Source organism: Micromonospora sp. NPDC002411 (assembly GCF_053592955.1).
In genome coordinates, this window is record NZ_JBSFBM010000008.1 from 32276 (window position 1) to 50731 (window position 18456).

Below are 18456 nucleotides of genomic sequence, written 5' to 3' on the forward strand. Positions count from 1 at the left end.
GTGCCTCCTGCGGATGAAGAGGTGCTAGTCCAAGGGCCATCAGGGGGTGGTGAAGGCGAATGCGTCGTCGCGATCACACATCGGGATCCACCGAGAATCCACATTGGCGAACACGAACGGCCATTGGGGCATCAAGCTACCCGTCCGCAGGCCACTGTCAAGAGGGGTGTTCGCCTCTGATAACCCAGTCGTGACATGGCCGTTACGAGGTAAACGTTGGAAAGAAAGTCGATGTTGGAACCTGTTGACTTGCGTGCTCCACCCGGTGCACCCTCAGCTGTCATGCGGCGATGGCAGGGTGACGGCATCTATTTCGGCGGCGACTACAACCCCGAGCAGTGGCCCGAGCAGACCTGGTCGGAAGACGTCGAGTTGATGCGCCGGGCCGGCGTCAACCTGGTCTCCGTCGGCATCTTCTCCTGGGCGCTGTTGGAACCCACGCCGGGCCGGTTCGAGTTCGGTTGGCTGGACCGGGTGCTGGACCTGCTGCACGACGGCGGCATCCAGGTCGACCTGGCCACCGCCACCGCCAGCCCGCCGCCCTGGCTGGCCCGCGCACACCCGGAGACGCTGCCCCGCCGCGCCGACGGCGCGATCCTCTGGCCGGGTGGCCGACAGGCGTACTGCCCCAGCTCCCCGGTCTTCCGGGAGCGGTCGCTGGAGTTGGTACGGGCGGTCGCCGGCCGGTACGCCGAGCACCCCGCCGTGGTGATGTGGCACGTCTCCAACGAGCTGGGCTGCCACAACGTGCACTGCTACTGCGACGTCAGCGCCGAGGCGTTCCGCGGTTGGCTGCGGGAGCGCTACGGCGACCTGGGCCGGCTCAACGACGCCTGGGGCACCGCGTTCTGGAGCCAGCGCTACGGCGACTGGGCCGAGATCAACCCTCCGCGCACCGCCCCGACCTTCGCCAACCCCACGCAGCAGTTGGATTTCCTGCGCTTCTCCTCCGACGAACAGCGCGCCCAACTGCGCGCCGAACGCGAGGTGCTGAGGACACTGGTCCGCCAGCCGGTCACGACCAACTTCATGATCGGCCTGGGCGTGAAGCACATGGACTACCACTCCTGGGCGCACGACGTGGACCTGGTGTCCAACGACCACTACCTGAACGCGGCCGACCCGCAGGGGCACCTCGGGCTGGCGCTCGCCGCCGACCACACGCGGGGCGTCGCCGACGGCGAGCCGTGGTTGCTCATGGAGCACTCCACCAGCGCCGTCAACTGGCAGCCGCGCAACGTGGCCAAGCTGCCCGGCCAACTGCGCCGCAACAGCCTGGCCCACGTCGCCCGTGGCGCGGACGGGGTGCTGTTCTTCCAGTGGCGCGCCTCCCGGGCCGGCGCCGAGAAGTTCCACTCCGCGCTGGTGCCGCACGCCGGGCCGGACACCAAGGTGTTCCGCGAGGTCTGTCGGCTCGGCGCGGACCTCAAGGCCCTCGCCGAGGTACGCGGCAGTCGGGTGGACGCCGACGTGGCGATCCTGTTCGACTGGGAGGCATGGTGGGGGGTCGAGTTGGATTCGCACCCCAGCGTCGACGTGACCTACGCCGACCGACTCAACGCCCTGTACGGCGCACTGTGGCGGGCCGGCGTGACCGCCGACATCGTGCACCCGTCGACCGACCTCAGCGGCTACCGGCTGGTCCTGGCACCGACCCTCTACCTGGTCCGGGACGCCGACGTCGAGGCCCTGCGCCGCTACGTCGAGGGCGGCGGGATCGCGGCCGTCACCTACTTCAGCGGCATCGTGGACGCCAACGACCACATCCGGCTGGGCGGCTACCCCGGCGCGTTCCGGGAACTGCTCGGCGTACGGACCGAGGAGTTCTTCCCGCTGCGCGAGGGCGAGCAGGTCCGACTGGACGACGGGAGCACCGCCGACGTGTGGACCGAATGGCTGCACACCGAGGGCGCGGAGGTGCTGGCGTCGTACACCGATGGGCCCTTGCCGGGTGTGCCGGCGCTGACCCGGCACCCGGTGGGCGACGGTGCCGCCTGGTACGTCGGCACCCGCCTGGACGAGCCGGCCACCGACCGGCTGGTCGCCCGGCTCGTCGACGAGGCCGGCGTCCGACCGGCCGCGCCGGCGCCGACGGGTGTGGAAGTGGTACGCCGACGCGACGGCGAGCGCACCTGGCTGTTCGTCCTCAACCACACCGACGCGGAGGTACGGCTCCCGGCGACCGGCGTCGAGTTGTTGACCGGCACACCGTGTGCCGGTGAGCTGACGGTGCCGGCCGGTGAGGTGGCAGTCGTCCGAGAGGACCGGGCCGATACCTCCGCTGTGAAGGAGGTTCCCTGAGTTGCTCGCCCAGCAGCGGCAGACCGCCATCCTCGATCTGATCCGCCAACGCGGTGGTGTGCGGGTGAGTCAGCTCGTCAGCCGGTTCGGCGTTTCCGACATGACCATCCGACGCGACCTCGAGGTGCTGGCCGAGCGCGGCCTGGTGGACAAGGTGCACGGCGGCGCGACGCTCGCCGGGCCGGGTTCCGCCGAGGAGCCCGGCTTCGCGGCCAAGTCGATCCGGCAGCAGGCGGAGAAGCGTGCCATCGCCGAGCGGGCCGCGCGGATGGTGGAGCCGGGGATGGCCATCGCGCTCTCCGCCGGCACCACCACCGCCGCGCTGGCGACGCTGCTCTCCGACGTACGCGGACTGACCGTGGTGACCAACTCGATCCCGGTGGCCGACGCGCTCTACCAGAACCCGCGCGCCGATCAGACAGTCGTGTTGACCGGCGGCATCCGCACCCCGTCGGACGCGTTGACCGGGCCGGTCGCCGAGGCGGCGATCAGCGCGCTCAACGTCGACCTGCTCTTCCTCGGCGTGCACGGCCTCAGCCCGCGCACCGGGTTCACCACCCCGAACCTGCTGGAGGCCGGGGTCAACCGATGCCTGATCGGTGCCGCCCGCAGGCTCGTGGTGCTCGCCGACCACACCAAGTGGGAGACCATCGGGATCGCCACCATCGCCCCACTCGAAGCCGCCGATGTCCTGATCGCCGACGCCGGGCTGCCGGCCGAGGCCCGCGCCACGATCGGCGAACAGGTCGGCGAACTGGTCGTCGTGGAGGTCGATTAGCCGCCCGACGTTGGGGCCTTGATCGACTCGGTCCGGCCTGAGCCACGCACGGTTGATCGACTCCATGTCGCCGATGTGGCGGTATCCCGCGCGACGGATACCGCCACATCGGCGATCTGGCGCGCGACCGGCGGCGACCTCGCTGAAGGCGTGGCTCAGAGCATGAACAGCAGTGTCTGGTGTTCCACGTCCAGGAACACCACCCGTCCGCCAGACGACGGGAGCGTCTCGTCGTAGGCCTGGCTGTGCAGCCACCGGGACTCGGCCGGGAGGAACGGTACGAGGCCCGGCCAGGCGTCCGCAGGCGTGCGTGAGTGCAGCAACTCAGCCGGCTTGTCGGCGGAGAACGGCACGAACTCGAACTGCTCGGCCAACGTGCGTGCGTCCTGCGGGCGCAGGACGGCAACGCCCTGGTACTCCCAGTCGGTCGGGCCCGGAACCAGGGAACACGGGTTGCCCAGGGCGCGCGCCTGCCAGTGGATCTCCGAATACTCACCGATATGCGGGAGGTCCTCCGGCGACCCCCAGCGGCTGACGCGGACCTTCGCCTCGTCGGCCTGTCGTTGCTCCTGGCATCCGCGCGTCTCGACCACCACTGCCGTGACGCAGCCGACCACCGCCAGCAGCACGACCACCGCACCGAGCACGGCCGCGCGTCGCCGTCTCCCCGTCTTCATCGTCCACGAGGGTAGATGTTGATCTAGGGATCGTCGACAGGCGAGCAGGCGTCGTCGTGGTCGGCCCGCCGCGCGCACCGGCGGCGGTCGGGCATGACCCGGTCGCAGAACACCCAATGTCGTACGTGCTGCGCGTCCTCGGCCGAGACGGTGCTGCCGCCGACGTCGACCTGCGGCATCGAGGCCAGCGCGGGAGCAAGCGTCCGGGCCAGGCTCAAGGCCCCGGCCAGGTCGGCGACCACCACCGGCAAATGAATCACGTACCGGGGCGTCGGCTCCGCCGTTTCGGTGTACGCCTCGACGGCGAAACGCGGCAGCGGCGTGAAGAGCCCGCTGTACTGGTGCTCCCACCCCGGGCTCATGCCTGACGCCGCTCGGACCAGGCGCTCTGCCAGTCGCGCAGCGCCCGCTTGATCCGCGCGTTCTCCTCGCTGAGCCGGGCGACATCGTGGTGCAGCGTCGCCAGCTCCAACGCGACACGGTGCAGGAACCGCCGTACCTCCCGGGGGTCGAGACCCCGGCGGCCGAAGCCGACGGTGGAGAACTGTCGGTCGCGCACCTGACTCGGGTGCAGTCGCGCCAGCCGCGTGCCGTCGTAGAGCGTGCCTCGGGTCATTCGTCACCTCGCGCGTCGTGAATCGGCGGGCGGGTCAGGGTCGCGCAAGCGCCCTTTCCCGTGGTAGTTATTCGTCAAGTCGGTTCGGAGCCGGGATTGATCCCGACGCTCCAGTTGAGACCCGACGAGAGCCGGTATGCGACTGCCACTCGCGAAGCCGCCTCTCGTCACCTTCTCGGCTGTTGGCACAGCCGCGGTTGCCGTGTTAGCACCGGGCTTTCCCGGGGGCCGGCGATCACCCTCACCCGCAGGCCACGTTTCCAGTGGCTTCGGCATTGGTGCAACGACACCAACAAAGTTCGTCATGAGGGTTCGCGAGGAGAGGGAAACTATGCCCGCCAGACGTGAGGCGATCGTTCAGACACTGCGCGCACAGTGGCTCGGTCAGCAGATGCGACAGCTGCGAGAGCGACGCGGCATCACCCTCAAGCAGGCAGCGGAGTTCTTGGAGCGCGATTTCTCGTCCATCGCTCGGTGGGAGCGCGCCGAATGGCCGTTTCGGCGTGGAGTCGTGGTGTCCCTCCTCGATCTGTACGGCGAGCACGACGGGCGTGAGCGGAACCGCTTCATCCAGCTCGCCGAGGATGCCTGGCGGACCGACCGGTGGGACGACGACTATGACGAGTTGGTGGATGCCTCTTTCATCGACTTTCCCTGGCTGGAGACGCGAGCTGAGCAGATTTCTTCCTGGGATGCCTTTCTCATGCCGGGCCTGTTGCAGACGCCTGGCTATGCAGAGGCAGTTATCCGCAACGCCGAGGGGGAGCAGGCGACAGATTTCTCAGTCGCCAAGTGGCTGCAACTGAGGCTTGATCGCCAACGTGTGCTGAGCCGAGAGCCTGTCGTCCGTGTTGCCGCGATCATCGACGAAAGCGTTCTTCGCCGACCGGTGGGCCGTCCTGCCGTGATGCGCGCGCAACTCCAACACCTGGGTGGCCTGATCCAAAGACCCAACATCGACCTTCGCGTGTTGCGGTCGAAGGTTGGCCTGCACGCCGGCCTGGACGGCTCCTTCGTCCTCTTCCGGATGCCCAAGCCTTATCCGGAGGTCGCCTATGCCGAGACTCTGGGCGGGCGCCGCTTCATGGAATCTCCGAAGTCGAAACGCTACGCCCTTGCGTACCATCGGCTCCGAGATGTTGCGCTCGACCAGCGCGAAACGGCCGTGCTGATCTCCAAGATCACGGAGGAACTGCCATGAGCGATGCCTTGCCGGTGGTGGCCTGGCACATCAGCACGCGAAGCAACAGCAACGGCGGTAGCTGCGTCGAAGCGGGGCCGGTGCTGGATGGGTCTGGTCGGGTGGCGGTGCGCGACAGCAAGGATCGCGCGGCGGCCACACTCGTCTACAGCGCCGATCGATGGACCGCGTTCGTCGCCGGGGTGAAGGACGGCGCATTCGCCCCCACCCAACCCTGATCGACTCGGCTTCCTGGAAAACCGGGGTGTCCCGGTCGCTCGGACACCGCGGTTTTCAGGAACCCGAGTTGATCAGGGCGATAACGGCCCAGCCGTCGATCATCTGGTGTGGCACCATCCGGCGGTGAAGTCGCACGAGGTGGCGGAGTTGTTCGACCAGGCGGTGCAGCGGCTGCGTGGCGTCGTCGAGTCGGGCGACTCCGACGACGGCGCCACCCCGGCCTGCGCCGCGCCGCCGTCGGGCGACTCCGACGACGGGTCCGACCTGATTCGCCGCGCCGCCGACTCGGGCGCGGAGGCCGTCGGGCTGGCTGTCGGCAAACTCTCGGATCCCGACCGTGTGGTTCGCGCGGCGGCCTGCGACCTGCTTGGCGCGACGAGCAGCCTGCACATGGACGTACGCGAAGAGGTCGCGACCGCCCTGATCCGGTTGGCGGCGCACGAGTCCGACCCCGAGGTGCACTGGTCGATCGCGCGCGCACTCGGCGACACCTTCGACGCCCGAGCCCTGCCGACCCTGGTGGCCCTCGCGGGCAGCCCGGACTCTGACGTGCGTTTCCAGGTCGCGGTGGCGGTGCCGGCGGTGCTCGACGATCCGCCGGTGGCGGCCGGCGAGGCGGTGTTGATCGACCTGTGCACCGACTCCGATCCGCAGGTCCGGGAGTGGGCCACGTTCGGCCTGGGTTTCGTGAGCACCGCCGATGGGGGAGCCGTCCGGCAGGCGCTGTGGGACCGTACCCAGGACACCCGCCCGGCGGTACGCGCGGAGGGCGCGCGGGGTTTGGCGCGGCGGCGGGACCCCCGGGCTCTTCCCCTGGTACGCGACCTGCTCGCGCAGGACGAGGTCCACACGCTCACCTTCCGGGCCGCCGCGTACCTGGGCGACCCGTCGCTGTTGCCACTGCTGGACGGCTTCGATCCTGGCGTGGACGCTGTCGCCGAGGCGCTGCGCGAGTGCGACCCGCTGCTGCGCGCCCAGCGTGACGAGTCGGCGTGGTTGCTTCTGGAGGCCGTGCACCGGCAACGACCCGACCTGGAGATCACGGTCTTCGGTGCGCGGTGCGATCTCGGCCTCTACCTCGACGTCACCGACGGAGCGGACCTGTCCGGCCACTGGTGGGTCGACGGGTTGCTCAGGCGAGCCGGGAACGACCCCGAGCGTGCGGCCGACCTGGTGATCGCGGACGTCACCCCGGCGTGAGCCGTGCCCGACGATGATCCACTCCATTTCGCCGATGTGGCGGTGTCCCGTGCGACGGATACCGCCACATCGGCGATCCGGCGCGCGAGGCCCCGCGCGGCGGGAGGCCCCGCGCGGCGCGGGGCTCAGCGCTGGCGCGCGAGGCCCGCCCCGCGCACTTCACAGCCATCTCACAGGGGTGCTGGATAGGGTGCGCGGTGAGTGAACGTCCGACTCCATCCTGGATCGGTCGGCTGTCGCACAGGAGTTCCGATGGTCTTCAAGAAGATGTTGAGCGCGTTCGGCGTGGGCGGTCCCAGCGTGGACACCGTGCTGACCAACCCCAACACCCGGCCCGGCCTGACCCTCGACGGGCAGGTCAACCTCGTCGGTGGCGATGCCGAGGCAGCCATCGAGCAGGTGGTGATCGGCCTGGTCACCCGGGTCGAGGTCGAAGGACACGACGCCGAGTACGCGGGCACGATGGAGTTCCACCGTATGGTGGTCAGCGGCCCGTTGCAGCTCGCCCCGAAGCAGCAGCTGTCGATCCCGTTCCAGCTGCCGATTCCGTGGGAGACCCCGATCACCGACGTGTACGGGCAGCGCCTGCACGGCATGACGATGGGTCTGCGGACCGAGCTGGCCATCGCCCGCGCTGTCGACAAGGGCGACCTGGACCACGTGGCGGTGCACCCGCTGCCGGTGCACGAGCGGATCCTGGAGGCGTTTCAGCGCCTCGGTTTCCGGTTCAAGAGCGCCGACCTGGAGCGCGGTCACATTCGGGGCGTGCAGCAGACGCTGCCGTTCTACCAGGAGATCGAGTTCTTCGCCTCCCCGCAGTACGCGAACACGATCCGTGAGGTCGAGCTGACCTTCGTGACCAGCCAGTACGGCGTCGAGGTCATCCTGGAGTGCGACAAGCGTGGCGGCTTCCTCAGCGCCGGGCACGACGCGTTCGGCCGTTACCAGGTGTCGCACGCCGACGTCGACCGGGTCGACTGGGCGCAGGTCGTCGACGGTTGGCTGCGCGAGACCACGTCCCGCTACGGCAGCCTCCGCTCGCAGTACGGCCCGAGTCACGGTCACGGCCACGGCCGGGGTGGCATGGGCATGGGCGGCATGGTGGCCGGCGCGGCCCTCGGCGTGGCCGGCGGCATGATCGCCGGCGAGATGATCGAGGACGCGTTCGAGGGCGACTTCGGCGACTTCGGCGGCGACGAGTAGTCGGTCCAGATACGACGACAGTGGCCTCCGGGAGAGTCTCCCGGAGGCCACTGTGAGCTGCGGACCGGTTAGTGCCGGGCCTTACGCTCCTCGCTGCTGCGGTGGTTGCTGCCGGCCTTGGCCAGGCCTCGGCTACCGAGGTAGCCCAACGTCAGCAGGGTGATCAGGAACCAGGCGTTGTCAGCCCGGAAGATGTCCACGCCAGCCGAGTTCTGCCCGACGACCTGCGACGCGCCCAGTACGGCGGCCACCGCGATCAGGTAGATCCAGAACTCGGTGGTCTTGAACGCCTGCTTGGTCTCCGTACCGGGTGCCTGCATGTCGTTGCGGCGCCCGTCATGCATCACCGGCATCTGCTGGGTCTGCATGTCCCGCATCTGAGCGGGGTTCTGCGGGTCGTTCATGGGCCGGTTCATCGGCCGGGTGGAAGCAGCCTGCGTGCTCATCTGGTCCTCCTCAGGATGCGATGAGTCGTACCTGCCTTCCCTCGCCCCGCTACCGCGTTTCGGCCACGGCACGGTTCGCTTTCGTGGCGGGGACAACCCCCGACTACCCGAGGCCCGGGAGCAGGTAACACCGATCGCCGGCCGGAAAAAAACCGGCCGGCGACCGGGTGTCGAGCGGGTCAGCGCAGGCCGTTGCGGATGGCCACGCTCACCAACAGGTCCGGGTCGTCGGTGATGATGCCGTCGACGCCGAGGTCGATGACCCGCTGCATCACCGTGGCGTCATCCACGGTGTACGGGATCACCTTCAGGTCGTCCCGCGTCTGGAGGGTCCGGACGTCCGGTCCGTGGAAGTATGCCGGGTTCTCCCGCAGGTACCAGTCCGCCGAGGCGACGGTGCCCTGCTTCGGGTCGTGCACCTGCCAGTTGGCCGACACCGTGCCGGCGCCGGCGGCCCGGGTCAGCTTGCCCAGGTCCTGGTACTTCCACCAGTCCAGCCCACCGGTCCACGGGCTCTTCACCGACGGGTCGCCGTACGCGGCCTGCAACGAGCACTCGTCGGCGACTGTCGCGCACTCGGCCGGCCCGTACTGCCAGACCAGCGCGACAGTGCCGATCCGCCGGTCGAGCTGGCGGGCGTAGGTGATGGTGCGCCAGTCGAACGACTGGATGGTGGCCCGGTTGGTGAAGCCGGCGCGCTGGATCGCGTCGACCAGCTTGCGGGTGAAGCTGCGGTACGGCTCGGTGTCGTCCACCACCGGGCTGATCTTCGTCTCGATGTTCATCCCGATGTCACTGCGGCCACTGGCCTTCACCAGGGCGAAAACCTCGTCCAGGGTCGGGATCCGGGCACCCGGTGCGGGCACCTGCGCGGGCAGTTCCGGCAGCGTCTTCGTGCCGCAGTCGACGGTCTTGAGCTGGGCGAGGGTCAGTTCGTGCACCGGCTTGCCCACGTACGGGAACATGCGGTCACCGCGGCGCACCGGCTTGGTGTCGACGCAGTGCGACCCGTTGACAGTGCGGTCGTGCAGCACCACGAGCTTGCCGTCGGCGGTCACGCCGGTGTCCAGTTCCAGCGTCGAGATGGCCCGGTTGGACAGCGCGTTAGCGAACGCCGGCAGGGTGTTCTCCGGCCGGGTGGCCCGGCCGCCCCGGTGCGCCTGGATGTCGAACGGCGACGCGTACGCCTTCGGCAGCCGGTAGCCGCGCTGCGCCAGCAGGCCGCGCAGCCGGTCCGGGTAGTCGGTGATGATGCCGTCCACGCCGTCGTCGATGAGCTTGGCCATGGTCGGCACGTCGTCGACGGTCCACGGGATCACCTTGATCCCGTAGCGGTGCGCCTGGGCGACCATCTCCCTGGTGACGTACGGCTGGTAGCCAGGGTCGGTGACCGTGCCGTTCTGCGGCATGCCGTGCACCGGCGAGAAGGCGCTGGCGCCGAAGCTACGGATCGCCGCGATCGGGTCGCCGCCGAAGTCGTCGATGTCCAGCCCGCCCAGCCACGGCGAGGCACCGGGCTTGCCGGTCTGGAGGAAGTCGTAGTTGGTCAGGGCGACCAGCGGCAGCTTCGGCTCGACCTGGCGCATGCGCATCAACGCGCCCCAGTCGAAGCTCTGGATGGTGACCTGCTTGAGCAGCCCGGCGGCGCGGATCTCGGCCGCGGTGACCCGGACGAACTGCTCGCGGGGCGCGGTCTCGGTGGGCGCTCCGGCCTCGACCTTGGTCTCGACGTTGAGCTTCACGTCCTTCGCCCGGTAGCGGTTGACCAGCGCGAAGACCTCACGCAGCAACGGCATCCGGGCGCCCGGGGCGGCGACCTGCCCCGGCTTGTCCGCGAGGGTCTTCGACCCGCAGTCCAACGTGCGCACCTGTGCGAGGGTGAGCGTGTTGATGTACTTCCCGACGTACGGGAACTCCGCGTCACCGGGCGTCACCGCTGTGGTGTCGACGCACTTGGCGCCGCTGATCTTCCGGTCGTGGGTGACGACGGCCTGACCGTCCTCGGTGATCTGCACGTCCAGTTCGAGGGTGGTCACCCCGAACTGGAGGGCGTTGCCGAAGGAGGCGAGGGTGTTCTCCACCCGCAGCCCGAGGCCGCCCCGGTGGGCCTGCACGTCGAATGTCCGGTCCGGTCGCGGCTTCGCCTGGGCGGGCACCGCGAACCCGGTCGTCACCGTCGCGGCCACCAGGGCCGCGACGGCGGTACGGCGTACTGTGCGCACGCTGTCATCCCCTCCTGCCGGCGGGCATCTCCCACCGGTCGCCGGACAGCATGGACATCTCGCGCGGCGGGAAGGCGGCCAGTGGACGGCGTACCGGTGAACCGCCGTGGACGACCCTTGCCGGTCGCGCCGGGTTTGGCCGGCCGGTGGCCGGGCACGCAGTCAGTTCCACAGCTTCTGCGAGGTGATGGACGTGCGTGAGGACGACATGCGGCAGAACGCCGCCCGCGAGGCCGAGGACCGGATCGCCGGCGGTGTGTACGGCAAGGGCGCCCTCGACGAGGTGACAGTGCCCCGCACCGATGTGGAGAGCCAGATCCAGCGCGACGACCCACTCGACCCGGCGCAGGAACGGATCGACCCGCAGGTGTTGCGCGACGGCGGCCCGGTCGGCGGTCAGGGCGCGGTGACCACCACCGGTGGCACCGCCGGGCCGGCGAGCGTACGCCGGGTGGCCCGCCAGCCCGAGCGGCACCCGGGCAAGGTGGCCCCGACGACCACCGGCGACGCCACCACAGGTGGCCTGAGCACGCCGAGGGGCGGCGGCACCAGCGACCAGTCCACGTCGGCGACCGGCCCAGCGAAGTCCATCCAGGACCGATCCCCGGACTGACCGGCCGGGCTGCCCCCGACGACGGACCCGTCGACGGGGGCAGCGCGTACCCGGTCAGTTGGGGCGCAGGACGCCCAGGCGTTGGGTGGCGCGGGTCAGGGCCACGTACAGGTCGCTGCGGCCCCGGGGTGACTCGGCCACCATCCGGTCCGGGTCGACGACCAGCACCGAGTCGAACTCCAGCCCCTTGGCCTGCGCGACGGTCAACACCACCACCCGGCTCTCCAACTCCGGATGCTCGCCGACGGCGGCCTCCGGCAGGGCGGCGGTGACGGCCGAGCCCAACTCGCCCACCCGTCCGGCCGGCACGAGCACGCCGAGCCGACCGTCGGTCAGCCCGGCGGCCTCGCGGGTGGCTTCGGCGACCAGTTCGGCCGCCAACTGCTCGTCGGGCACCGTCCGGTCCCACGGGGGTACGCCGCTCTCGCGCACCGAGCGCGGCGGACGCAGCGCCGGGTCGATCTCGGCCAACACGTCGGCGGCGACCGCCATGATCTCGGCGGGCGTGCGGTAGCTGACCGTCAACTCGGTCAACCGCCACCGCTGCGCGACGTACGGGGCGAGGGCGTCCGCCCAGGAGGGCGTACCGCTGAGCGCGCCGGTCTGCGCGACATCACCGACGATCGTCATCGACCGGCTGGGGCAGCGGCGCATCAGCAACCGCCAGGCCATCGGCGACAGCTCCTGCGCCTCGTCCACGATCACGTGCCCGAACGCCCAGGTCCGGTCGGCGGCGGCCCGCTGCGCGGTGGTCAGACGGTCGGCCTCCTCCTGCCGCTCCAGCAGCCGGTCCGCGTCGATCAGGTCGGTCACGCCGAGGATCTCACCGCCCTCGGCCTCGTCCTCGACGTCGATCGAGCGGGAACCCCGGGCGATCTCCAGCACACCCTCGGCGTACTCCCGTTCCATCATGCGGATGCGGTCCCGTCGGGCGGCGGCGGCCCGTTCGTCCTCGCCGAGCAGTTCGGCGGCCTCGTCCAGCAGCGGTACGTCGGCCGGCGTCCAGCCACCCGGCTCGCGCCGCAGCAGCGCGCGCTCGTCGTCGGTCAGCATCGGCGCGGCGGCGGCGATCCGGTCCGGGTCGGCGTACAAATCGGCGAGCAGCCGCTGCGGGGTCAGCACCGGCCACAGCCGGTCGAGCGCGGCCTGGATCTCCGACTCCTCCCGCAGCTCCCGCCGGATCTCGGCCCGGTCCGCCTCGTCGAGGAGGTTGTCCCCGCCCAACGGGTCGGCGCCGATCCGTTCAGCCACCTGCTCGGCGAGCGCGTGCACGATCTCCACGTCGAACAGCGCACGGGCCAGGTTGTGCGGCCGGTCGGTCCGGCGTACCCGGTCCCGGGCGGTACGCACCGTCTCCGGGTCCAGGGTCAGCGTCTCCCGCTCGACCTCGATCTCCAGCGGCTCGTCCGGCACCCACTGCCGGTCCCGCACGGCCAGCGCCAGCACCTCGGCCAGCACCGCCCGGCCCTTCAGCGCGGCCGTCTCGGCGGGCTCGGAGCGTTGGGCGCTCACACCCGGAAAGAGATCACCCTGGGTACGCAGCAGCACGCCGGTCTCGGCCAGCGTCGGCAGCACCTGGGAGATGTAGCGCAGGAAGGTCGCGTTCGGGCCGACCAGCAGCACACCCCGGCTGGAGAGTTCCCGGCGGTGCGTGTAGAGCAGGTACGCCGCCCGGTGCAGCGCGACGGCGGTCTTGCCGGTGCCCGGCCCACCCTGGACGACCATCACGCCGGGCAGTTCCGCGCGGATGATCTCGTCCTGTTCGGCCTGGATGGTCTCGACGATGTCGCGCATCCGGCCGGTGCGACCCGCGTTGAGCGCGGCGAGCAGTGAAGCCTCACCGGTCAGCTCCTCGTGGCCACCGGGGGAGGCGGTATCGATGTCGAGCACCTCGTCGTTGATCCCGGTCACCTTGCGCTGCCGGGTGCGCAGGTGCCGGCGTCGGCGTACGCCCTGCGGGTTGGCGGCGGTGGCGAGGTAGAACGGGCGGGCGGCGGGTGCCCGCCAGTCCATCAGCAGCGGGTCGTAGTCGCCACTGGTGTCGAAAATGCCGATCCTGCCGATGTAGTGGCGGGAGTCGTCGTCACCGTCGAGACGGCCGAAGCACAGCCCGTTCTCCACGGCGGAGAACTGTTCGACCTGATCGGCGTACATCGCTACTGAGCTGTCGCGCTGCGAGCGGTCCTGGAGGGTCCCGCCGGTGTTGCGCAGCTCGGCGGTGAGCCGGTCGGCGGCCTGCTCACGCAACCCGTCCAGCCGGTCGTAGAGCATCGAGACGTACTCCTGCTCGCGACCGATCTCGTCGTCGAGCGGCAATTCGCCGGAACCGCCGGAGTGCCTTGACAAGCCGTCTCCCTAAAGATTAGAATCCTTTGCAGGAACGGCTTTTAGCCGTTCTTTTTTGTGCCCTCGAACTGTTGAAGATAGCGCGTCCCGCCGGTTCTCACCAAGCCGGTCGGGCTGGCGCGCCGGTGATCGCGAGGTGGCGGCGGATGATCCTGCGGACCGGTCAACGGGTGGTCTTCATCGGCGACAGCATCACCGATTGTGGTCGACGCGACAACGCCGCGCCCTATGGAAGCGGCTATGTCAGCCTCGTGCGTGCCCTGGTCGACGCACGGCACCCCGAGCTGCGGCTGGAATGGGTCAACCGGGGTGTGAACGGCGACACCGTACGGGACCTGGCCGCCCGCTGGGATGACGACGCCATCGCCGAACGCCCCGACTGGCTCGCGGTGCTGATCGGCATCAACGACATCTGGCGGCGCTACACCGACCGGCCGGACCAGGCCGTCGCCATCGACGAGTACCAAGGCACCCTGCGCGACCTGCTGCGTCGGGCGGTTGCCGCCACCGGCTGCCGGTTGATCCTCGGCGACCCGTTCCTCATCGAGGCCGACCGCAACGACCCGCAGCGCGCCGACACCGACCGGTACGCGGCGGTGGTGGCCAGGCTGGCCGCCGAGTTCGACGCGGTGCACGTGGCCAACCAGGCGGCGTTCGACCGGGTGTTGGCGGTGAGCCCGGCGAAGCGCTGGGCCGACGACCGCGTACACCCTCACCTGCCCGGCCACGCGGTCCTCGCCGACGCCTACCTCGACGCCCTCGGCGCGACCACCGCCTCCTGACCCGGGCAGCGGAACGCCGGGCCGACCGTCAGGTCGACCCGGCGTTGACACCGCAGGATCAGCTGCGGGCGGCCTCGTACAGCCGCTCCGGAGTGACAGCGCCGGCGAGCACCCGGCCGTCGTCGGTGAGCAGCACGCTGAACAGCTTGCTGGTGAGGAGCCGGCCGCTGCCCCAGTCCCCGTTGACGGCTGTCAGCCCGCCGAGGAACTTCGAGACGTCCACGTCCGGCACCGAGCCAGCGGCCGGCGCCGCCGGCTTCGCCGGGGCCTTCCCATCCGCGAGTGACCCGTCGAGGCGGGCGACCAGCACTGTCGTCCAGCCGGAGCCCACCGCGCGGACCTTCGGGTCGCCCGCCGGGTCGGCGTGACCGGGCTTGCCGGCCGTCGGCGGTACGGCGTGACCCGGCTTGCCGGCGGTCGGCGCCTCGGCCTTCTCCTCGGTGACCGTCACGCCGGGCGGCGGGTTGAAGGTGAACTGGTCGGCGTCCGGGCGACGGTAGTCGACCTCGGTGAAGGCCACCTCGAACGCCGGCCGGTCACTGCCCTTCGCGAGCACCTCGAAGCGCAGCGGCACGTGCCGCTTGGCGTCGATGGCGATCCGCAACTGGTGCACCAGTGATGCCCGGTCCCGCGGTTGGAGCACCAACTCGTACGCGTTTTGGCCGGCGACGGTGGCCGACCGGCCGACGCTGACCTCGGTGCTCGGGTCGACCGCTCCCAACGCCAGGTCGGCGGCCTGCTGCGGGGTTGCCGGGAGGTTGGCTGCCGCCTCGGGAGCCGGTTTCCCGGCCCCGACGTCCCCGCCCAGGGTGCGGTGGGTGGCGGTGTTGGTGCGGCTCTGCCAGGTCCACAGGTCCCGGCCGTTGCGGATCACGTCCTGTTCGCCCAGGGTGTCCAGCAGTGCGACCCGCTGCTGATCTGGGCCGGAGTACCAGACCCTGAGGGTGTGCGTGCCGGTCAGCATGGTGGTCAGCTCGTTGCCGGGGACCAGACCGACGAGGGGCGGCAGGCCGAGGTCGGCGCGCTGCACGACGGTCCCGGACAATCCCTCCAGCCGGGAGGTCTGCAGGTCGACCAGGAGTTGGGCCGCGGTGCGTGGTGGCAGGCTCGGCTCGGCTTCGGCGGCGAACGTACCGACCGCCGCGCCACCGCCGATGACGGCGACGGCTGCGGTGGCCGGGACCAGCCAACGAAGGACGGGACGGCTCCTCAGGACGGACATGGTGACACCTCCTGCGTACATCCTGCCCTCTTGGTCCTGTGAGCGTGCTGAGGAAGCCGGACCGTCACGATTGACCCGGGTGGCACTCTTGGGTGGTGCGCTTGCTGGTGGTGGAGGACGAGGCCCGGTTGGCGGCCGCCCTGCAACGTGGCCTGCAGGCCGAGGGGTTCGCGGTGGACGTGGCGGGGACCGGCCCGGCCGGCCTGGACGCGGCCCGGCACGGCGGCTACGACGCGATGATCCTCGACGTGATGTTGCCCGGCCTTTCCGGCTACGAGCTGGTCCGACGGCTGCGGGCGGAGCAGCACTGGTTGCCGGTGCTGATGCTCTCCGCCAAGGACGGCGAGTACGACCAGGCCGATGGCCTCGACTGCGGCGCCGACGACTACCTGACCAAACCCTTCTCGTACGTGGTGCTGCTGGCCCGGCTGCGGGCGCTGCTGCGTCGGGGCGCGCCGGAACGTCCGACGGTGCTGGCCGTCGGTGACCTGCGACTGGACCCGGCCCGTCGACAGGTGACCCGGGCTGACGCCGAGGTGGCCCTGACCGGGCGGGAGTTCGCGCTGCTGGACTACCTGATGCGCCGACCCGGCCAGGTCGTGTCCAAGACCGAGTTGCTGGACCACGTCTGGGACGCGAGCGTGGAGACCGCGCCGAACGCCGTCGAGGTGTACATCGGCTACCTGCGCCGCAAGCTCGGCCGCGATCGGCTGGAGACGATCCGGGGTGCCGGCTACCGGCTGGCGACGTGACCGCGGACGGCCCGGCGGGTGGCCGCCGGGCGGGGAACCGCTGGATGCCGGTGCTCGGTCTGCGGGGCCGTCTCATGGCGCTCGGAGTGCTCGGCCTCACGGTCGGGCTCGCCCTGGGCGGGGTGGTGCTGCTCGGCGCGCTCGGCTTCGTGCTCCAGCGAACTGTCGACACCGAGGCGTTCCGGACCGCCGACGCAGTCGCTCTGCTCGCCGCCGAGGACGCGCTACCCGACCCGCTGCCGGTGGCCGGCGGTCAGGTGCGGGTCCAGGTCGTCGACGCGCAGGGGCGGATCAGGGCCGCCTCGATCGACGCCGACCGGCTGGTGCCGATGGTGCGCCCGGAACGGCTGGACCACGACCGTCGGCAGCGACTGGAGGTGCCGGCGGAGCGGGTCGGGCTGGCCGGTCCGGTCCGGGTGGTCGCCGTACCCGTCGGCACCGCGGCGGACCCGCTCACCGTGCTGGTAGCCCGCTCGATGGCCGACGTGCGGCACAGCACCCACGTGGTCCGGACCATCCTGCTGGTGGCGTTCCCGCTGCTGGTGGCGGTGCTGGCCGCGGTGGCCTGGCGGGTGGTCGGCGCGACTCTGCGGCCGGTCGAGGCGCTGCGCCGAGGCGCGGAGGAGATCACCGGACGGGCCGGCGCCGGCCGGTTGCCGGTGCCCGCCTCCGCCGACGAGATCCACCGGTTGGCGGTCACCCTCAACGGCATGCTGGACCGGCTGGAATCCGCCCGGATCCGTCAGCGGGCGTTCGTCTCCGACGCCGCACACGAGCTGCGCAGTCCGTTGACCAACATCCGGACCGAGTTGGAGGTGGCCGAGCGCCTCGCCGACCGGACGGACTGGACGGCGGTGACCGCCAACCTGCTCGCCGACACCGACCGGTTGAGTCGGCTGGTCGACGACCTCCTGCTGCTGGCCCGCCTGGACGAAGCGCCTCCGAGCCGAGGGGTCGGCCCGGTGGAGCTGGGAGCGCTGCTGGCCGAGGTCGCCGCTCGCTACCCGTCGCCACCGGTCCGGGTGGAGTCGCCGCCCGGCCCGCTGTGGACGACCGGCAACGCCGACGAGCTGCGTCGTGTGCTGGCCAACCTGGTCGACAACGCGGTCCGGCACGCGGACAGCGCTGTCGTGCTCGCGACCGAGGCGACCTCGACGGCGGGGCCCGTGGTCGGGCCGGGCGTCGGGGCGTACCACCTGGTGACGGTGACCGACGACGGGCCGGGGATCCCGGTCGCGGACCGGGAACGGGTCTTCGATCGGTTCACCCGCCTGGACGACGGACGGGCCCGCGACGACGGGGGCGCCGGCCTGGGGCTGGCCATCGTCCGGGAGTTGGTGCGACGTGCGGGCGGCAGCATCGCCCTGACCGACGGGCCCGAGCAGCGCGGCCTGCGGGTGCGCCTGCTGCTGCCGGCGGTAGCCACCGAGGACAGCCGTGGGCCAAATCGGACGGGCCGCGACGACATTGACAGTCCGTGACGGCAGCGGACCCCCCATCCACCCGCCGACGACCCTTTGCTGTGCACCCACGGATGCGACAGCTACTTAGTGTGATGCTCGCCGCGCGTCTGCCGCAACACCCGTCGCGACGTTTCACCTGATCAGGCCTGGTGGTGCGTATTGGTAAGCACAGCAAAGGCGGGTTGAGGCGTGCGATGGGGTGCGCTGGATGCTACTGGGTGTGACCGCGTGTTCGTCGGCAGGCGCGCCACGCTGCGTGAGGGCGGCAGGGTGTGGTCGCAGGGCGCAGCTGGCAGGGCGTCGCTGGCAGGGCCGGCTGGTGCCCAGCTCCAACCGGTCGGTGCTCCAGACGGTCGGCTCGGTCAGCTCCATCTCGCTCCTCCAAACGATCTGCGGGGCGGCGGTCGGGCAGGCC

General features: G+C 70.7%; 17 protein-coding genes. 10 read left to right on the forward strand and 7 right to left on the reverse strand.

Translation table 11 applies throughout. The features are described from left to right. Positions 1-282: 282 nt before the first annotated feature. Both ACWCO3_RS02325 and ACWCO3_RS02330 read left to right on the forward strand, forming a co-directional pair. Positions 283-2301: a beta-galactosidase gene (locus ACWCO3_RS02325; RefSeq protein ID WP_145784782.1), complete on the forward strand. Its 2019-nt coding sequence runs from the start codon at positions 283-285 to the stop codon at positions 2299-2301. Position 2302: 1 nt separating this feature from the next. Next, positions 2303-3079 (forward strand): DeoR/GlpR family DNA-binding transcription regulator, encoded by a 777-nt coding sequence (locus ACWCO3_RS02330; RefSeq protein ID WP_450008065.1) that lies wholly within the window; start codon positions 2303-2305, stop codon positions 3077-3079. A gap of 155 nt (positions 3080-3234) precedes the next feature. On the opposite strand, the gene ACWCO3_RS02335 is transcribed toward ACWCO3_RS02330, so the two are convergent. The 3 genes from ACWCO3_RS02335 to ACWCO3_RS02345 form a co-directional block, all read right to left on the reverse strand. Then, entirely contained in the window at positions 3235-3756 is a 522-nt protein-coding gene (locus ACWCO3_RS02335; protein WP_145784780.1) for a hypothetical protein, read from the reverse strand. A 23-nt stretch (positions 3757-3779) separates the two neighbouring features. Beyond that, positions 3780-4016: a hypothetical protein gene (locus ACWCO3_RS02340; protein WP_358163237.1), complete on the reverse strand. Its 237-nt coding sequence runs from the start codon at positions 4014-4016 to the stop codon at positions 3780-3782. A 98-nt stretch (positions 4017-4114) separates the two neighbouring features. Further along, the gene (locus ACWCO3_RS02345) at positions 4115-4372 is read right to left on the reverse strand and encodes a DivIVA domain-containing protein (protein WP_145784779.1); all 258 of its coding nucleotides are present in this window, start codon (positions 4370-4372) and stop codon (positions 4115-4117) included. Positions 4373-4703: 331 nt separating this feature from the next. On the opposite strand from ACWCO3_RS02345, the gene ACWCO3_RS02350 reads away from it, so the two are divergent. The 4 genes from ACWCO3_RS02350 (at position 4704) to ACWCO3_RS02365 (ending at position 8195) form a co-directional block, all read left to right on the forward strand. Next, entirely contained in the window at positions 4704-5573 is an 870-nt protein-coding gene (locus ACWCO3_RS02350; RefSeq protein ID WP_450008067.1) for a helix-turn-helix domain-containing protein, read from the forward strand. Further along, positions 5570-5791, forward strand: a complete 222-nt coding sequence (locus tag ACWCO3_RS02355; RefSeq protein ID WP_450008068.1) for a DUF397 domain-containing protein — start codon at positions 5570-5572, stop codon at positions 5789-5791. The genes ACWCO3_RS02350 and ACWCO3_RS02355 overlap by 4 nt, the downstream gene beginning before the upstream one ends. Before the next feature lie 124 nt (positions 5792-5915). After that, positions 5916-6992: a HEAT repeat domain-containing protein gene (locus tag ACWCO3_RS02360; RefSeq protein WP_450008069.1), complete on the forward strand. Its 1077-nt coding sequence runs from the start codon at positions 5916-5918 to the stop codon at positions 6990-6992. Positions 6993-7244: 252 nt separating this feature from the next. Then, entirely contained in the window at positions 7245-8195 is a 951-nt protein-coding gene (locus ACWCO3_RS02365) for a sporulation protein (protein WP_145784775.1), read from the forward strand. Between the two features lie 68 nt (positions 8196-8263). Here the strand turns inward: ACWCO3_RS02365 and ACWCO3_RS02370 are convergent, their stop codons facing one another. Beyond that, positions 8264-8641 (reverse strand): hypothetical protein, encoded by a 378-nt coding sequence (locus tag ACWCO3_RS02370; protein WP_145784774.1) that lies wholly within the window; start codon positions 8639-8641, stop codon positions 8264-8266. A 179-nt stretch (positions 8642-8820) separates the two neighbouring features. Continuing rightward, positions 8821-10863, reverse strand: coding sequence for a glycerophosphodiester phosphodiesterase family protein (locus tag ACWCO3_RS02375; RefSeq protein WP_450008072.1), 2043 nt, complete (start codon positions 10861-10863; stop codon positions 8821-8823). A gap of 193 nt (positions 10864-11056) precedes the next feature. Between ACWCO3_RS02375 and ACWCO3_RS02380 the strand changes: the two genes are divergently transcribed. Continuing rightward, a complete protein-coding gene (locus tag ACWCO3_RS02380) occupies positions 11057-11476 on the forward strand; it encodes a hypothetical protein (RefSeq protein ID WP_145784772.1) in 420 nt (139 codons plus the stop codon). 54 nt (positions 11477-11530) lie between these two features. On the opposite strand, the gene ACWCO3_RS02385 is transcribed toward ACWCO3_RS02380, so the two are convergent. Then, positions 11531-13822 (reverse strand): HelD family protein, encoded by a 2292-nt coding sequence (locus ACWCO3_RS02385; protein ID WP_450008074.1) that lies wholly within the window; start codon positions 13820-13822, stop codon positions 11531-11533. A gap of 146 nt (positions 13823-13968) precedes the next feature. On the opposite strand from ACWCO3_RS02385, the gene ACWCO3_RS02390 reads away from it, so the two are divergent. Continuing rightward, positions 13969-14604, forward strand: coding sequence for an SGNH/GDSL hydrolase family protein (locus ACWCO3_RS02390; RefSeq protein ID WP_450008076.1), 636 nt, complete (start codon positions 13969-13971; stop codon positions 14602-14604). A 58-nt stretch (positions 14605-14662) separates the two neighbouring features. Here the strand turns inward: ACWCO3_RS02390 and ACWCO3_RS02395 are convergent, their stop codons facing one another. Continuing rightward, positions 14663-15826: a LolA family protein gene (locus tag ACWCO3_RS02395; RefSeq protein ID WP_145784769.1), complete on the reverse strand. Its 1164-nt coding sequence runs from the start codon at positions 15824-15826 to the stop codon at positions 14663-14665. A 95-nt stretch (positions 15827-15921) separates the two neighbouring features. Here ACWCO3_RS02395 and ACWCO3_RS02400 point away from each other — a divergent pair, with 95 nt between their 5' ends. Together ACWCO3_RS02400 and ACWCO3_RS02405 are read left to right on the forward strand one after the other, a co-directional pair. Then, positions 15922-16578, forward strand: coding sequence for a response regulator transcription factor (locus ACWCO3_RS02400; RefSeq protein WP_145784768.1), 657 nt, complete (start codon positions 15922-15924; stop codon positions 16576-16578). Positions 16579-16652: 74 nt separating this feature from the next. Next, positions 16653-18059 carry a sensor histidine kinase gene (locus ACWCO3_RS02405; protein WP_450008083.1) on the forward strand — a complete coding sequence of 469 codons (1407 nt, stop codon included), beginning with the start codon at positions 16653-16655 and terminating at the stop codon, positions 18057-18059. Positions 18060-18456 lie beyond the last annotated feature (397 nt).

Bases quoted from the DNA above. Each gene is read 5' to 3' on its own strand.
- ACWCO3_RS02350 (WP_450008067.1), top strand. From the start codon at position 4,704: ATGCCCGCCAGACGTGAGGCGATCGTTCAGACACTGCGCGCACAGTGG.
- ACWCO3_RS02355 (WP_450008068.1), top strand. From the start codon at position 5,570: ATGAGCGATGCCTTGCCGGTGGTGGCCTGGCACATCAGCACGCGAAGC.
- ACWCO3_RS02325 (WP_145784782.1), top strand. From the start codon at position 283: ATGCGGCGATGGCAGGGTGACGGCATCTATTTCGGCGGCGACTACAAC.
- ACWCO3_RS02345 (WP_145784779.1), bottom strand. From the start codon at position 4,372: ATGACCCGAGGCACGCTCTACGACGGCACGCGGCTGGCGCGACTGCAC.
- ACWCO3_RS02405 (WP_450008083.1), top strand. From the start codon at position 16,653: ATGGCGCTCGGAGTGCTCGGCCTCACGGTCGGGCTCGCCCTGGGCGGG.
- ACWCO3_RS02335 (WP_145784780.1), bottom strand. From the start codon at position 3,756: ATGAAGACGGGGAGACGGCGACGCGCGGCCGTGCTCGGTGCGGTGGTC.
- ACWCO3_RS02370 (WP_145784774.1), bottom strand. From the start codon at position 8,641: ATGAGCACGCAGGCTGCTTCCACCCGGCCGATGAACCGGCCCATGAAC.
- ACWCO3_RS02395 (WP_145784769.1), bottom strand. From the start codon at position 15,826: ATGTCCGTCCTGAGGAGCCGTCCCGTCCTTCGTTGGCTGGTCCCGGCC.
- ACWCO3_RS02390 (WP_450008076.1), top strand. From the start codon at position 13,969: ATGATCCTGCGGACCGGTCAACGGGTGGTCTTCATCGGCGACAGCATC.
- ACWCO3_RS02365 (WP_145784775.1), top strand. From the start codon at position 7,245: ATGGTCTTCAAGAAGATGTTGAGCGCGTTCGGCGTGGGCGGTCCCAGC.